Origin of the sequence: Mesorhizobium sp. M0563, assembly GCF_040321065.1 — a bacterium.
In the GTDB taxonomy this organism is placed as follows: domain Bacteria; phylum Pseudomonadota; class Alphaproteobacteria; order Rhizobiales; family Rhizobiaceae; genus Mesorhizobium.
This window is the reverse complement of record NZ_JAMYQV010000001.1, coordinates 443,185-457,524: the sequence shown is the minus strand read 5'-3', so window position 1 is coordinate 457,524 and position 14,340 is coordinate 443,185. Positions and strand designations below refer to the sequence as shown.

The 14,340-nt window shown below is 61.1% G+C and carries 13 protein-coding genes and 1 tRNA gene; 9 read left to right on the top strand and 5 right to left on the bottom strand.

Going from position 1 to position 14,340, the window contains the following annotated elements; all coding sequences use genetic code 11:
* Window positions 1-39 precede the first annotated feature (39 nt).
* Complete coding sequence (locus NKI50_RS02240) at window positions 40-1,257, bottom strand: LL-diaminopimelate aminotransferase (RefSeq protein WP_352715247.1); 1,218 nt, start codon at window positions 1,255-1,257, stop codon at window positions 40-42.
* Between the two features lie 40 nt (window positions 1,258-1,297).
* The gene (locus NKI50_RS02235) at window positions 1,298-1,630 is read right to left on the bottom strand and encodes a hypothetical protein (RefSeq protein ID WP_352482154.1); all 333 of its coding nucleotides are present in this window, start codon (window positions 1,628-1,630) and stop codon (window positions 1,298-1,300) included.
* Window positions 1,631-1,781: 151 nt separating this feature from the next.
* Here NKI50_RS02235 and NKI50_RS02230 point away from each other — a divergent pair, with 151 nt between their 5' ends.
* From NKI50_RS02230 to NKI50_RS02220, 3 genes are all read left to right on the top strand, one after another.
* On the top strand, window positions 1,782-3,617 hold the full coding sequence (locus NKI50_RS02230) for a PHA/PHB synthase family protein (protein ID WP_352495375.1): 1,836 nt from the start codon (window positions 1,782-1,784) through the stop codon (window positions 3,615-3,617).
* 326 nt (window positions 3,618-3,943) lie between these two features.
* On the top strand, window positions 3,944-5,074 hold the full coding sequence (locus NKI50_RS02225; protein ID WP_352495410.1) for a YcbK family protein: 1,131 nt from the start codon (window positions 3,944-3,946) through the stop codon (window positions 5,072-5,074).
* Window positions 5,075-5,246: 172 nt separating this feature from the next.
* A tRNA-Glu gene (locus tag NKI50_RS02220) sits at window positions 5,247-5,321 on the top strand.
* 121 nt (window positions 5,322-5,442) lie between these two features.
* Here NKI50_RS02220 and NKI50_RS02215 read toward each other — a convergent pair.
* On the bottom strand, window positions 5,443-5,739 hold the full coding sequence (locus tag NKI50_RS02215) for a DUF982 domain-containing protein (RefSeq protein WP_023678889.1): 297 nt from the start codon (window positions 5,737-5,739) through the stop codon (window positions 5,443-5,445).
* A gap of 299 nt (window positions 5,740-6,038) precedes the next feature.
* On the opposite strand from NKI50_RS02215, the gene map reads away from it, so the two are divergent.
* Together map and radC are read left to right on the top strand one after the other, a co-directional pair.
* Window positions 6,039-6,866 carry a type I methionyl aminopeptidase gene (gene map / locus NKI50_RS02210; RefSeq protein WP_352495376.1) on the top strand — a complete coding sequence of 276 codons (828 nt, stop codon included), beginning with the start codon at window positions 6,039-6,041 and terminating at the stop codon, window positions 6,864-6,866.
* A 52-nt stretch (window positions 6,867-6,918) separates the two neighbouring features.
* Window positions 6,919-7,665, top strand: a complete 747-nt coding sequence (gene radC, locus NKI50_RS02205; protein WP_023720155.1) for a RadC family protein — start codon at window positions 6,919-6,921, stop codon at window positions 7,663-7,665.
* Between the two features lie 86 nt (window positions 7,666-7,751).
* Here radC and NKI50_RS02200 read toward each other — a convergent pair whose 3' ends face one another.
* Together NKI50_RS02200 and NKI50_RS02195 are read right to left on the bottom strand one after the other, a co-directional pair.
* Window positions 7,752-10,331 (bottom strand): bifunctional diguanylate cyclase/phosphodiesterase, encoded by a 2,580-nt coding sequence (locus tag NKI50_RS02200; RefSeq protein ID WP_352482301.1) that lies wholly within the window; start codon window positions 10,329-10,331, stop codon window positions 7,752-7,754.
* Between the two features lie 361 nt (window positions 10,332-10,692).
* Window positions 10,693-11,559, bottom strand: a complete 867-nt coding sequence (locus tag NKI50_RS02195; RefSeq protein WP_352495377.1) for a class I SAM-dependent methyltransferase — start codon at window positions 11,557-11,559, stop codon at window positions 10,693-10,695.
* 24 nt (window positions 11,560-11,583) lie between these two features.
* Here NKI50_RS02195 and NKI50_RS02190 point away from each other — a divergent pair, with 24 nt between their 5' ends.
* The 4 genes from NKI50_RS02190 (at window position 11,584) to NKI50_RS02175 (ending at window position 14,312) form a co-directional block, all read left to right on the top strand.
* Window positions 11,584-11,826 carry a hypothetical protein gene (locus NKI50_RS02190; protein ID WP_156948109.1) on the top strand — a complete coding sequence of 81 codons (243 nt, stop codon included), beginning with the start codon at window positions 11,584-11,586 and terminating at the stop codon, window positions 11,824-11,826.
* A 205-nt stretch (window positions 11,827-12,031) separates the two neighbouring features.
* On the top strand, window positions 12,032-12,388 hold the full coding sequence (locus tag NKI50_RS02185; protein WP_051409696.1) for an SPW repeat protein: 357 nt from the start codon (window positions 12,032-12,034) through the stop codon (window positions 12,386-12,388).
* A gap of 128 nt (window positions 12,389-12,516) precedes the next feature.
* Window positions 12,517-12,966: a DUF2231 domain-containing protein gene (locus NKI50_RS02180; RefSeq protein ID WP_023720160.1), complete on the top strand. Its 450-nt coding sequence runs from the start codon at window positions 12,517-12,519 to the stop codon at window positions 12,964-12,966.
* Window positions 12,966-14,312, top strand: coding sequence for a PQQ-dependent sugar dehydrogenase (locus NKI50_RS02175; RefSeq protein WP_352495411.1), 1,347 nt, complete (start codon window positions 12,966-12,968; stop codon window positions 14,310-14,312). Before NKI50_RS02180 ends, NKI50_RS02175 begins: the two co-directional genes overlap by 1 nt.
* Window positions 14,313-14,340: the final 28 nt, after the last annotated feature.

The window sequence follows — 14,340 nt, the reverse complement described above, 5'->3', positions numbered from 1 at the left end:
CCGGCGACGCCCCATTCGGTCGATTGATGTGTAGAAAACTCAGCGATGCGCGGCGAGCGGTACGACGTTATTCGGCTGCTTGGCGCTGGATGCGAGGAAGCGCTTGATGTTGCGCGCTGCCTGACGGATCCGGTGCTCGTTTTCGACCAGCGCGATGCGCACGTGATCGTCGCCATGCTCGCCGAAGCCGACGCCCGGCGCCACCGCGACGTCGGCGTGCTCGATCAGGAGCTTGGAGAATTCGAGCGAGCCGAGGTGCTTGAACGGCTCCGGGATCGGCGCCCAGGCGAACATCGACGCCGCCGGTGCGGGAATGGTCCAGCCGGCACGGCTGAAGGCGTCGACCATGACATCGCGGCGTTTGCGGTAGACGTCGCGCACTTCGGCGATATCGGCTCCGTCGCCGTTGAGTGCATGCGCGGCCGCCACCTGGATCGGCGTGAAGGCGCCGTAGTCGAGATAGGATTTCACCCGCGTCAGCGCCGAGATCAGCCTTTCATTGCCGACGGCAAAACCCATGCGCCAGCCCGGCATCGAAAAGGTCTTCGACATCGAGGTGAACTCGACTGCGACGTGGATGGCGCCCGGCACCTGCAGCACCGAAGGCGGCGGATTGCCGTCGAAATAGATCTCGGAATAGGCAAGGTCCGACAGGATGATGATGTCGTTCTTCCGGGCGAAAGCCACCACCTCCTTGTAGAAATCGAGCGAGGCGACCAGTGCCGTCGGGTTGGACGGATAATTGAGAATCAGCGCCAGCGGCTTCGGGATCGAATGGCGGATGCCGCGCTCCAGTGCCGGGATGAAACCGTCGTCCGGTTCGGCCTGCAGCGAGCGGATGACGCCGCCCGACATGATGAAGCCGAAGGCGTGGATCGGATAGGTCGGATTGGGGCACAGGATCACATCGCCGGGGGCGGTGATCGCCTGCGCCATATTGGCAAAACCCTCCTTCGAGCCGAGCGTCGCCACCACCTGGCTGTCCGGGTCGAGCTTCACGCCGAAACGGCGGGCATAATAATTGGCTTGGGCACGGCGCAGGCCCGGAATGCCGCGCGACGACGAATAGCGGTGCGTGCGCGGATCACGCACTACCTCGCAGAGTTTGTCGACGATGGCCTTGGGCGTCGGCAGGTCCGGATTGCCCATGCCAAGGTCGATGATGTCGGCGCCACGCGAGCGGGCACTGGCCTTCAGCCGGTTGACCTGTTCGAAGACATAGGGCGGAAGCCGGCGGACCTTGTGAAATTCTTCCATGGCAGTTCCAGACAGTGAGGTTGCGGTCGCGCGTATAAGCTTATTTGCAATTAGGGTCGAGAGCGGGGTCGCATTTGCCTTCGATCTGCTTCAGCGCCTCGGCGCCGTGTTTTTTTGCCAGCTGGTCCAGCGCAGCCTGGTCCGCGACCTTGACGCCGCCGCCCTTCGCGGCCTGGCCCTGCTCCTCGGCCTTCAGCTGGGCGAGCTTGGCGTTCTTTTCCTCGTCGGTGAATTGCTCGGCCGCCACCTGCGGCGGGATGTTCAGGTTCGGGTAGGAACCGGTGTCCTTCGCCCCGACAAGGCCGGTGGCGGGCGCTGCACCTTCTATGTTGCTGCTCGTGCAACCGGCCATCGCCAGCAGGACGAGCGCCATGCGGCAAAAACGACCAGTGCCGGAAAAAACGTTCGTGCCAATATTAATCGTCATATTGTTTTCCTGGCGGCCGGGTTAGAGCACGTTGGACCCTGTCCGATATCCCATGGTAATATGTCAACAAAACGCTTCGGGAGGAACCCCGCGAACCATGTCCAAAACACCCGATTCGGGCAAAGCGGAAGATGACCAACCTTCGACCGTCGAGCAATATCTGGTTAAGGACCCGGAACGCTTCGCTCTGAACATGGCCCGCATGATCGAGCAGGCCGGCAAGGCCGCCTCGGCATGGGCCGAGCCGCGGGAAAAGGGCGAGGTGCGCGATCATGTCGCCGAGCCGGTCGTCGACATGGTGAAGACGTTCTCCAAACTCACCGAATACTGGCTCTCCGACCCGCAGCGCGCGCTGGAGGCACAGACACGATTGTTTTCCGGCTATATGGCCGTCTGGGCCAATGCCGTTCAGCGCATCGGCGCCGGTGCCGAGGAGACCGAGGATGCGGTCAAGCCCGAGCGCGGCGACAAGCGTTTCCAGGACCCGGAATGGGGCCGCAACGCCTTTTTCGATTTCCTCAAACAAGCCTATCTCGTCACCTCGCGCTGGGCGGCCGAACTGGTCGAGCACGCCGACGGTCTGGACGAGCACACCCGCCACAAGGCCAGCTTTTATGTCAGGCAGGTGTCCAACGCCATCTCGCCGTCGAATTTCATCCTGACCAATCCGGAATTGTTTCGCGAGACCGTCGCCTCGAACGGCGAAAATCTGGTGCGCGGCATGAAGATGCTGGCCGAGGACATTGCCGCAGGCAAGGGCGACCTGAAGCTGCGGCAGGCCGATTACTCACCCTTCGAGATCGGCAAGAATCTCGCCACCACCCCCGGCAAGGTGGTCGGCCGCAGCGACGTCGCTGAAATCCTGCAATACGAGCCGGCGACCGACACCGTGCTCAAGCGGCCGCTGCTGATCTGCCCGCCATGGATCAACAAATACTACATCCTCGACCTCAACCCGCAAAAATCCTTCATCCGCTGGGCGGTCGAGCAAGGCCACACGGTCTTCGTCATCTCCTGGATCAATCCGGACGAGCGGCACGGCACCAAGAGCTGGGAGGCCTATATCAGGGAGGGCCTGCAATACGGCCTCGACACGATTGAAAAGGCCACCGGCGAAAAGGACGTCAATGCCATCGGCTATTGCGTCGGCGGCACGCTGTTGGCGGCAGCGCTGGCCTTGATGGCGCAGGAAGGCGACCACCGCATCAAATCGGCGACCTTCTTCACCACGCAGGTCGATTTCACCTATGCCGGCGACTTGAAAGTGTTCGTCGATGAGGAGCAAGTCGCGGCCGTTGAAAAGGCAATGAGCGAAAAAGGCTATCTCGACGGCACGAGGATGGCGACCGCCTTCAACATGCTGCGCTCGGGCGACCTGATCTGGCCCTATGTCGTCAACAATTACATGCGCGGCAAGGATCCCCTGCCCTTCGACCTGCTCTACTGGAACGCCGATTCGACCCGCATGGGCGCTGCCAACCATTCCTTCTATTTGCGCAATTGCTATCTTGAGAACAGGCTTTCGCAAGGCATGATGGAGTTGGCGGGCCGCACGGTTTCGCTGAAGGACGTCACCATCCCGGTCTACAACCTCGCCTCGAAGGAGGATCACATCGCGCCGGCGCTGTCGGTGTTCCTCGGCTCGAAATATTTCGGCGGCAAGGTCGACTACGTCGTGGCCGGCTCCGGCCACATCGCCGGCGTCGTCAATCCGCCGGCGGCGCAGAAATACCACTACTGGACCGGCGGCAAGCCGGCTGGCGACTTCGACCAGTGGTTCGCCGGGGCCACTGACCATCCCGGCTCCTGGTGGCCGCACTGGCAGCGCTGGATCGAAGCCAGGGACAATACCCGCGTACTGGCCCGCAAACCGGGCGAGCATATGCAAGTTCTAGGCGAAGCCCCCGGCACCTATGTCAAGGTGCGTGTGTAACCATCTGTAATGTGTGGTGAGTTGACGCGCCGCCAAAAGCGGGCGAAATGGTGTCGTCAACCCTGAGCAGCCTTGATTCATCCTCTAGCCGCCAAATTACTTTGAGGCTTGCAGATTTGACACAGGTCTCGTTTCCGGTTCGGGGAACAAGGGTCATTCGACGAGACGTTTCGACGCCGCGCCAATGACGAACCGGTCGGATATCGAGGGGGAATTTTGTTTTGAGATCAGCAGGATCGCGCCTCGCGAAGGGAGAAAGCCGCGCCATTGTGGCGGCGCTTTTCTCGGTGCTTCTGGCGTCCTGCACCTCTGCCGGCGACCCGACCATGTCGGTCGGCATGCCAGGCTATAATGCCTCGGCCACCGAAATCAGCACGGCCGCCGGTGCGCCCCAGGCCAGCACGGCCGCCTCATCGTCGCAGATGACAACCGCACAAATGACGATGAATGCAGAGGGCGACGCCAACCTTCCCGAGCAGGTCGCCTATGTGCCAATGGCTAAGCCAGGGGCCAAGTCCGATGCCGGCTTCCCGATCGCCGTTCCCACGTCGGCCGAGACGATCGCGGGACATTCGCCGCAAGCGCTGCAACCAAACGCCGAGGCGGCTGAACAGGCCAACGCTGTTGCGCAGAACAGTGCCGCCGCCGATGCCGGCGCATCGAAGCCCGATGCCAAGGCCGCCGCGCCGGCGATGAACAACCCGGTCTATGTGACCGCCGGCGAGATGCCGCAGCCACAGGCCTATGCACCGAAGAAAAACTTCCTGGCCTCGCTGTTCAGCGCTACGCCTGCTTCGGCGGCATCGCCGGCCAACAGCAGATCGGGCGGGCAGCCAGCGGTCTTGCAGGCCAAGGCGACGCCCGCGGCAAAGCCCACCGTCACCCTGGCCTCGGCCAACCCGGCTGAAAAGCCGGTGCAGTTGGCATCGGCCGGCGATACTAGCCACTTCACGGCCGATGCGCTGCCCGGCGTGCGCCAGACGGCACTGTTCGAGATCAAGCGCAAATCCGGCCTCGACGATGAGAGCGACGTCGACCTCAACGAGGACGAAGGTTCGGGTGGCGCCTACCAGGTCGCCTCCGCCGCCGGCCTCGCCCGGCTGGCACCCAACGGTCTCCTGAAACAGAACGAAAGCGTCGATGTCGCCTGCTTGAAGCCGTCGCTGGTTCGCGTGCTGAAGACGATCGAAGGCCACTACGGCCGCAAGATGACGGTTACCTCCGGCTATCGCGATCCGGCCCGCAACCGTCGCGCCAACGGTGCCAAGAACTCGCTGCACATGTACTGCGCCGCCGCCGACATCCAGGTTCCCGGCGTCTCAAAATGGGAACTGGCGAGCTATATCCGCACCATGCCGGGCCGCGGCGGCGTCGGCACCTACTGCCACACCGAATCCGTCCACGTCGATGTCGGACCGGAGCGCGACTGGAACTGGCGCTGCCGCAGGCGCGGCTAGGGCGAGGTTCTTCCGCCACTGAAGGCCCTTCGGCGGCGTTGCATCATGCCGCAAAAACCAGCTTGGCTGTCGGAAAGACGCGGTTTGGAGCCAAAGGAAAAAAGTTGTCGCAGCCGGCAGCAGACGGGTTGCCGGTTTGTCGCGACGCAACTATAAGCGCTCACATCTGAGCGCGCCCATCGTCTAGCGGTCAGGACACCGCCCTTTCACGGCGGTAACAGGGGTTCGATTCCCCTTGGGCGTACCAGAGACCTCAAGTACTTAGCACATGCCATCGCTAACGCGCTGCGTAACCTTGCCGGACCACCACTCTGATGAGGATGTCGGCAAAGGCTGCCAGACAAATTGAAGATTATGTCGACGGCTCCCTACGCCCGCAGTCCCCTCGCCTCGCCGCCGCGCTTGCGCGGAACCATCATGTCCCTGGCCAGCAGGCCGCTCACCCGGCAAAAGGCCATGAAGGCCCGCCATGCGTCTTCGGTCTCGACGATGTCCACCGTGGCGCCGAAACAGGCGTTGAACGCGGCCTGGTAGGTTGGCCCCTTCCGGCGGACCGGCCACGTTTGCAGGAAATCGAGCGCCTGCTCGACACTGTAGATTTCCTCGACCGGCTGGCCGGGCACAGGCGCGATCCGCACCGGCACCTCGAATTGCAGTCTGTCCATTCGATCTCTCCCGAACCGACGCCCCCGCCGCAACGCCGTTCGTCGCAAAAAGTTGCCGTGACGGCTAATGCTTGGGCCGACTTCTCGCCTGGAAATGTGTCGTCACTGCGGTAGCCAAATGAACCCGGCGGAAGCACGGGCCGCTGCAGGCAAGGAGAATGCCCCTGGGCGTGAATATCGCCGGTCTTCGGCCTCCGTAGGCAGTTCGTCCTTGAACCTTGCGCTTTCCAGTGCCAAATCTGGGGGAATTTCTCTCGCGGGGCTCAGCCAGGCCTCGCATCCCTGCAAGACGGATAAAAATGGTCACCTATCTCGACGCCGCCACGGCACCGCTCAGAAACACCGGCCAGATCCGTCTTTACGACGAGGAAGGCTTTATCGGCATGCGCAAGGCTTGCGATCTCACCGCGCGTTGCCTCGACGAACTGGTGCCGATGGTGGCGCCCGGCGTCACCACTGAGGCGATCGATCGTTTCGTTTTCGAATTTGGCATGGACCATGGCGCGCTTCCGGCGACGCTCAACTACCGCGGCTACACGAAATCATCCTGCACCTCGATCAACCACGTCGTCTGTCACGGCATACCCGATAACAAGCCGTTGAAGGACGGCGACATCGTCAACATCGACGTCACCTATATCCTCGACGGCTGGCATGGCGACTCCTCGCGCATGTATCCAGTGGGCACGATCAAGCGTGCCGCGGAGCGGCTGCTCGAAGTCACGTATGAGTGCCTGATGCGCGGCATCGCGGCAATCAAGCCGGGCGCCCGCACCGGCGCCATCGGCGCCGCCATCCAGACCTACGCCGAAGCCGAGCGTTGCTCGGTGGTGCGCGATTTCTGCGGCCATGGGGTCGGCCGGCTGTTTCACGACGCGCCGAATATCCTGCATTACGGCAGCGCCAGCGAAGGCGTCGAGATGCGGCCGGGCATGATCTTCACCGTCGAGCCGATGATCAATCTCGGCCGGCCGCATGTGAAAGTGCTGTCGGACGGCTGGACCGCGGTGACGCGCGATCGTTCGCTGTCGGCGCAGTACGAGCACACGATCGGCGTCACCGAAACCGGCTGCGAGATCTTCACGCTATCGCCAAAAAACCTCGACCGCCCCGGCCTGCGGGCCTAGTGTCTGGCAGATCGGGCGTTACCTTGCCCGGCAAATGCTGGGTGGGGCAGCCATGAACGGTGACGACGACGAGCGGGCCTTCTTTCCCGAAAGGCCGGTGCGATCGCCCGCGAAGGCGGTGGCCGCCGACAAGCCGCATTATCTCGGCCATCGCGACCGCCTGCGCGAACGCTTTGCTGCCGGCCCCAACACCCTCCCCGACTACGAACTGCTCGAGCTTCTATTGTTTCGGCTGATCCCGCGCGCCGACACCAAGCCGGTCGCCAAGGCATTGCTGGCACGCTTCGGTACATTGGCCGAGGTCCTCGGCGCGCCCGTCGAGCGCCTGCAGGAGGTGAAGGGCATCGGCCCGGCGGTGGCGCTCGACCTGAAGGTGGTTGCTGCAACGGCGCAGCGCATGGCGCGCGGCGAGATCGCCGGCCGCGAGCTTTTGTCAACCTGGACGCAGGTTCTCGAATACTGCCGGTCGGTCATGGCCTTCGAGGAGCGGGAGCAGTTCCGCATCCTGTTCCTCGACAAGAAGAACGCACTGATCGCCGACGAGGTGCAGCAGGTCGGCACCGTTGACCACACGCCGGTCTATCCGCGCGAGGTGGTCAGGCGCGCCTTGGAGCTCTCGGCGACGGCGATTATTCTGGCTCACAATCATCCATCGGGCGATCCGACGCCGTCGCGCGCCGACATCGAGATGACCAAGCTGATCATCGAGACGGCCAAACCGCTTGGCATTGCCGTTCACGATCACATCATCATCGGCAGGAAAGGCCACTCCAGCATGAAGGGCCTGCTGCTTATTTGAGGCTTATTGTTACCGGCCTGGCCTGCCACGCGCATATTGATGCGACGCTCAACGCCGATCGCGCCGGTAAATGCGGGGACTGGCGCTCAGCTGGCTGTGCGCAGCCGCCGGGATCGAACAAAGGCCTTTAGTCCGTCGGAATCGAGCGCGTAGCCGAAGGCATAACCCTGCAACATGTCGCAGCCCAGGCCTTTGAGTATCCGTGCGTGCTGCATCGTCTCGACACCTTCCGCCACGACCTCGATACCCAAGGACTTGCCGATGTCAATGATTGACGAGACAACCTGCCTTCTTTGCGGCGATTTGACGATTGGGGTGACCAGCTGCCGATCTATCTTTAGCCGGCGAGGCTGCAACTTGAGCAAACTGACTATCGAAGCGTAACCAGTACCAAAATCGTCTATTTCGATGTCAATCCCGAGTTCTTTTATCTGCTCGATATTCCAGGTGACAAGGTCGTCGTTCTCGTCCAGGAAAATTGACTCAACAAGCTCGAATGAAACTGTCCCTTTTTCGATATTTTGTTCTCGCAAGCTCTTGATGAGCTCCTCATCTTGAAGGCGTCGCGCCGAAACATTGACCGATACCCGCGGAATGTGGAGTCCCGCAGCGGACCATTCTTTGAAGTCCAAAAGCGACTGCTTCAATATGGCTTGGTCGATGATCGAGACCACATTCAGTTCTTCCGCAATTCTCAGGAAGACATCGGGCGCCAAAATACCCTTTTCTGGATGTCTCCACCTCGCCAGCGCCTCAACCCCCACGATTTCGAGCGTCTTTGCGTCAAATTGGGGCTGGTAGAAGGGGATGAACTCGTTGCGCTCAAGGCCGCCGAGAATTTCGTCGGCAATCCGCTTTGTATCGACGATTTCGCTTTGCATCGCGTCGGTGAAGAATTCGTATCGATTGCGCCCACGCCTCTTTGCTCGGTAAAGCGCGATATCGGCGTTTACCAGCAGGTGTTTGGCTTCGATATTTTTTCCGTTGTCGACTGCGATTCCCACGCTGACACCAAAACGGCATCGATGGCCCTGGTAGTAGACCGGTTCGCGCATCTGGCTGATGACGCGGTCAGCGAGCAGCGCCAGTTGCTTGGTATCGTCGCGCACCACGCACAGAACGATGAATTCGTCTCCCCCGATGCGGGCGACGAATCCCTCGTCGCCGACCTTCGATCTGAGGACTGTTGACGCGTGAACCAACATTGCGTCACCGGCGGCGTGGCCCAGCGTATCATTGATGTGCTTGAACCGATCCAGATCGATGTGAAGCAGTGCCGCATGCCCGCCTGAGCGCCTGGCGTTTGCCGCGTAATCTTCCAGTACCTGGTCGAGGTAACGCCGGTTGGGCAAGCCGGTCAACGAGTCATGAAGCGCGATGTGCTCTATGCGCGCTTTGGCCGACTCGAGTTCTGCATTTTTCGACTCGGACAGCTGTTTTGCTCGAACCAGATCCTGGTTCAGCAGGACATCGGCTGTAACGTCCCATTCCGCGCCTATCATTTTTGGAGTGTTGTTTGCGACCCGGTAAACGATCGCCTTGGACCGGACATGACGGACCTCGCCATCCGGACGCACAATCCGGTACTCCGACAAATAGGGTCGTCCGCTGGCCACCGCGCTGTCGAAATCTGCGTTGGCGGTAGCCAAATCATCTGGGTGGATTGCACCCGCCCAGTCTATGTAGCCCCGGTGCTCCCCGGTTGATTTGCCATATATTTCATTTACGCGATCATCCCACGTAAGCTCGTTGGTCGCGAGATCGTGTTCCCAAACCCCAATAGCCGAGGCTTCCAGAGCGAGTTCCAGGCGTCGTGACAATCGACGCAATTCCGCATAATTGCGCTGTCTTTCGCCGATCAGGCGACCTGTGACCAGGAAGGGGAACACAACCAAGGCCCCGGCCGTCGCCATGATCGCGCGCAACAACCATGCGTTACTTGGCGTCGAAGGCCAGCCATTTTTGGGAATGGCCGCGATCTGCCACGAACCGGACGGGAGCAAAACGTCGGCCGTCACCGGATCGCTTTTGCCGATCCGCTCATTGCCGTAGAATTGGTCTCCATTTTGGCCGAGAGCGTCCCTGCCGATCAGCGCTATGTCAATCCCGAGATCGTCGTCAAGCAGCCCGCTCGCCCGATAGAGACGCTGCACGTCGACAACGGCGGAAATGATGCCCCAGAACCTTTCCGTATTGCCCGCGCTCCGCACGAAAACCGGAAAGCGACCGATAAAGCCTTGTCCTCCCTGCTTCAGATCGACGGGACCGGCAAGCACCAGCTTGCGTTCGTCTCGCGCCCTTAGCGCAGCCGCACGCTGCCGCTCGTTCTTGCGGTAATCGAGGCCCATCGCCTGCTCGTTACCCTCCATCGGGTACATCAGGGAAACGACCAGATCGGGCGCGCCGGCAATATTGTTCAATTGCGAGTTCGCGCCAAACAGATTACTCGCCAGCGAAGCGAAGCGTTGCTGTCCCATATAGGGCTCGGTTACGACCGCAGCGACCAGTCCATGCACGAGTTGAAGGTTTCCGTTGATATTGCCTTCGAGCTTGGCGCGGATGAGGTTGACCTTGGTCAGCACGTCCGCACGGACGGCCTGGTCCGAGACGATCTTGTTCTGGTGCTCCGCGAACGCTGCGCTGATAAGGATGACGACAAACGCGATCGCCGCCGGAATATTTGCCGACGAAAAGACGGCCTCCTTAATGCCGCCGAACCTAGCGCGGAAAAAAGCCAATAGGCGATTCCTCAATTGCCATTTCAGGTTCTCGGGTCGACCCGATGAGGAATATTAGCGTTCAATGTTTAATTTGACCTTCACATTCCTGAAAAATTTCGCATTTTCCGATGGCTGACGCCGGCTGTTATGTCGACATCGACACCACCGCCCGCGCGATGTTGAAGGCAGGCTGCATGAAGCGGACCAACATGAAACGAGATCAGCCTTGCTCGGAAGACCGCAGACACGAGCGCCATTGCACACCTCGATGCTCCGACCCGAGTACGTCAAGAGCGTTGACCTTGGGCTAGTGGCCCTCAATCGACTTGTGAGACACAAGATATGGTATCTTGCCGACGCTCCGCTTCGTCGCGCCAATGGAATAGGCCATCGGTATCTTGGGAGAGTTCTCTGGCAGGCCGTACATATCCTTGCCGGCCCGCACTGCAAATGAAAAGTGCTGCCACGAAACCGTGTCATGCTCATTGAGAAAATCGAGCGTCAGACCAGCTGAAATCAGCGCGTTCACCACGTCACTGATCGGATGGATCCACTCATAATAGCGAGGATGCTTCAAGATGCGGTCATCGCCGGTGTAGGTCAGTTCCTCGTTCCAGGCGAGCGGCCGAGCTATCGGCGTTCGCCAGTCGTGCTTCAACTCCAGAGCCGCGGCCTTTCGATTGCACTGAAACATCAATGGATGGCCCTCTGCCATGTAGAGCCGGCCGCCGGGTCGCAGGAGATCGGCAACCACCCGCGCCCAACGGAACACGTCGTCCAGCCAGTTTACCGAACCCCAGGTAACGTAAGCGATGTCAAAGGTCCGGCCCAGGGCTTCGACCGCCTCGAACAGTGGCGCTTCCACGAAACGCACGTCGGTGCCTGCCTTCGCAGCGAAATCCCGCGCCGCCGCGATCGCCGCGGGTGAAAAGTCGAGGCCGGTCACGCTGCCCGCACCAAGATTCTTCAAGCTGATTGTGTCAAGGCCGATGTGACACTGCAGGTGGACGATATCCTTGCCGGCAATATCGCCGACCTCGCGCGTTTCCAGCTCATAGAGATTGGATCCGCCTGCCAGCACATTCTCGATGTGGTAGCTGCCCGTTGTGTCGGTCGAGTGCAGTTCGGCCCGATCATCCCAATTAAGGCGGTTCGCACCCAGAAACGGTTCCAAATTCCCCCCAACCCTGACTGACGCATGGTAAACAAGTCGTTAAGATACCTTTGCAGCGAAAGTATCGCGCGTCAATCCGGACCGGTCGCCTCTCAAACAAGCTTCGGCGGCAATCAAGACGAGCAAGAGCGTCTCGTCTTCAAGAACTGCGATCCACGACCAATGTTTTCACCGGATCGAGAAAAGAATGAGCCTGTCCGCGCCGCTGGCACGTCGCCGCTGACCATGTCCACTGCGGCTTTGGATCGCTCGATCACCATCAAGTGATCCAGGCGTGCCGGTGCCGAATGGAACATAAAGCCCGGAATTCAGTTAGATAGCCGGATTTGGCTGGAGTACCGCCAGATGCGGAACTCCGGCCGGGCAAGGGCACTGCCGTAACACGGAGTGAGCGGCTTCGGGCGCATCTCGCCGGACTCAGGCACCACCTTGCCGAACTCGGGAGCCATAAACGCTCCCTATGGAGGATGCCATGAACCAGTGGACAAACGCCAGGCTCTGTGACGTAGCCAACCTGATCCTTGGGGCAATTCTGTTCTTCTCTCCCTGGATCTTCGCCTTTGCGGCAGGCCCGCAGACGCAGAACGCCCTCGGCAGCGGAATCTTGATTGTCGTGCTTTCGATTGCCGCTCTCGCGGCATTTGCCGTCTGGGAAGAGTGGGTGAACCTGGTCGTCGGACTGTGGGTTCTCGTATCGCCCTGGGTGCTTGGATTCCAGGCGACCACGGCGATGACCGTGCATGTCGTGATCGGCATTCTGGTTGCCGTCCTGGCCGCGATCGAGCTCTGGATGATGTACCAGAACCCGCCGACCCAGTCCGCCGCCTAACAGGCGCAGCCAGCCAGCGCCCTTTTGGGCCTGACGGATCGATGGTTCGTCTGCCGGCCTCTCGGCAACAGCCGCCCAGAGGCCGGATGCCAGTTTGTTTGGACGAGATCTGAGAAGGATTGCGCATTATGGTCGGTGACAATCCGCGTTCGACGGCCAGGATTGCGGGACATCCCATTCATCCGATGCTCGTGCCGTTTCCGATCGCCTGCTTCGTCGGCACCTTGCTGACGGATCTGGCCTATTGGCGAACAGCGGAAATGATGTGGGCGGACTTCTCTGCTTGGCTGGTTACCGTCGGCGTGATCATGGGCTGCCTTGCAGCGATCGTGGGGTTGATCGATTTTCTGGCTAATCCGCTGATAAGGGCACAGCCCCCTGCCTGGCCGCACGTGCTCGGTAATCTGCTGGCGCTGGTGTTGTCCGTGATCAACATGCTCGTGCACACCCGCGATGCATGGACCTCCATCGTTCCCACCGGCTTGATCCTCTCGGCGGTTGTCGTGCTCATCCTCATCTTCACTGGTTGGCTGGGCTGGTCCATGGTGTACCGGCATCACGTCGGAGTGGCGGATTGATGCGCGTAGCAAGCTCCATCAGACAGGCCGGGCGCATCGCGGCGTCCATCCTTACTTGCACTGCGGCGATCACTCTTGCAGCGTGCAGCGGCAACGACCCGGATCCCAGCAGTCAGATAGGGCCGAATCCAAACCTGCCGGAGCCGATCCAATATTTCTTCCCGCCCATGCATCTCGCTTCCGTGGTAGGATGGAAGAACGACGAAAAGCCGACAGTCGCGCAGGGGCTGCAGATCCAGGCTTTTGCCAACGGCTTGCAGCATCCGCGCTCACTTTATGTGCTGCCCAATGGCGACGTCCTGGTGGTCGAGTCCAAGGCGCCGGGCGGCGAACCGATCAAACGGCCCAAGGATTTGGTGATGGGCTGGATCGAATCGTGGGTCACTTCGGGCGGCGACAGCGGCCCAAGCAACCGCATCACCTTGCTGCGCGACGCCGATGGCGATGGCAAGCCCGAGCTGACCAGCGTCTTCCTCGACCACCTGAGCTCGCCCTTCGGCGTGGCGCTGGTGGGAAGCGATCTCTACGTTGCCAACACTGATTCCATTGTTCGCTATCCCTACACCACCGGCGACACCAAGATCACCGCGCCCGGAACGCCGCTCACCGCCCTGCCCGGCGGCCCGATCGACCACCATTGGACGAAGAGCCTGGTGGCAAGCCCGGACGGCTCGCTGCTCTATGTCGGCATCGGCTCGAACAGCAACGTGGCCGAGAACGGCATCGAGGCGGAGAAGGACCGCGCCGCGATCTGGCAGGTGGACAGGGCTACCGGCAGGTCGCGCATTTTCGCCAGCGGTTTGCGCAATCCGAATGGCCTGAGCTGGGAGCCGCAGACCGGGGCGCTCTGGGCCGTGATCAATGAGCGCGACGAGCTCGGCCCCAATCTCGTGCCGGATTATCTGACGTCGGTAAAGGACGGCGGCTTCTACGGGTGGCCATACAGCTATTACGGCCAGCATCTCGATCCCCGAGTCATGCCCCAGCGTCCGGACCTGGTCGCGAAAGCGATCGTTCCGGATTATGCGCTGAGCTCCCACGTCGCCCCTCTGGGATTGGCCTTCTACACGGCAACCAGCCTCCCCCAGGCGTATCGCGCCGGCGCCTTCGTTGGCGAGCACGGGAGCTGGAACCGCACGCGCTTCAATGGCTACAAGGTGGTGTTCGTACCATTCAGCCGCGGCCATCCGAGTGGCGCCGCACAGGACGTGGTGACTGACTTCTTGGACAAGGACAACAAGGCGCGCGGCCGGCCTGTCGGCCTGGCCGTCGACAAAACCGGGGCCCTGCTCATCGCCGACGACGTCGGCAACACAGTTTGGCGGGTGACATCTGCCGGCCAATAAAGGGGCTCCACTCCCTTCGTCGAGCTGT

Excerpts from the sequence above, each read along its gene's own strand:
- NKI50_RS02230 (WP_352495375.1), top strand. The coding sequence starts at position 1,782 with ATGTCCAAAACACCCGATTCGGGCAAAGCGGAAGATGACCAACCTTCG.
- radC (WP_023720155.1), top strand. The coding sequence starts at position 6,919 with ATGAACGGTGACGACGACGAGCGGGCCTTCTTTCCCGAAAGGCCGGTG.
- NKI50_RS02185 (WP_051409696.1), top strand. The coding sequence starts at position 12,032 with ATGAACCAGTGGACAAACGCCAGGCTCTGTGACGTAGCCAACCTGATC.
- NKI50_RS02235 (WP_352482154.1), bottom strand. The coding sequence starts at position 1,630 with ATGGCGCTCGTCCTGCTGGCGATGGCCGGTTGCACGAGCAGCAACATA.
- NKI50_RS02180 (WP_023720160.1), top strand. The coding sequence starts at position 12,517 with ATGGTCGGTGACAATCCGCGTTCGACGGCCAGGATTGCGGGACATCCC.
- NKI50_RS02225 (WP_352495410.1), top strand. The coding sequence starts at position 3,944 with ATGTCGGTCGGCATGCCAGGCTATAATGCCTCGGCCACCGAAATCAGC.
- NKI50_RS02190 (WP_156948109.1), top strand. The coding sequence starts at position 11,584 with ATGGTAAACAAGTCGTTAAGATACCTTTGCAGCGAAAGTATCGCGCGT.
- NKI50_RS02240 (WP_352715247.1), bottom strand. The coding sequence starts at position 1,257 with ATGGAAGAATTTCACAAGGTCCGCCGGCTTCCGCCCTATGTCTTCGAA.
- NKI50_RS02215 (WP_023678889.1), bottom strand. The coding sequence starts at position 5,739 with ATGGACAGACTGCAATTCGAGGTGCCGGTGCGGATCGCGCCTGTGCCC.
- map (WP_352495376.1), top strand. The coding sequence starts at position 6,039 with ATGGTCACCTATCTCGACGCCGCCACGGCACCGCTCAGAAACACCGGC.
- NKI50_RS02175 (WP_352495411.1), top strand. The coding sequence starts at position 12,966 with ATGCGCGTAGCAAGCTCCATCAGACAGGCCGGGCGCATCGCGGCGTCC.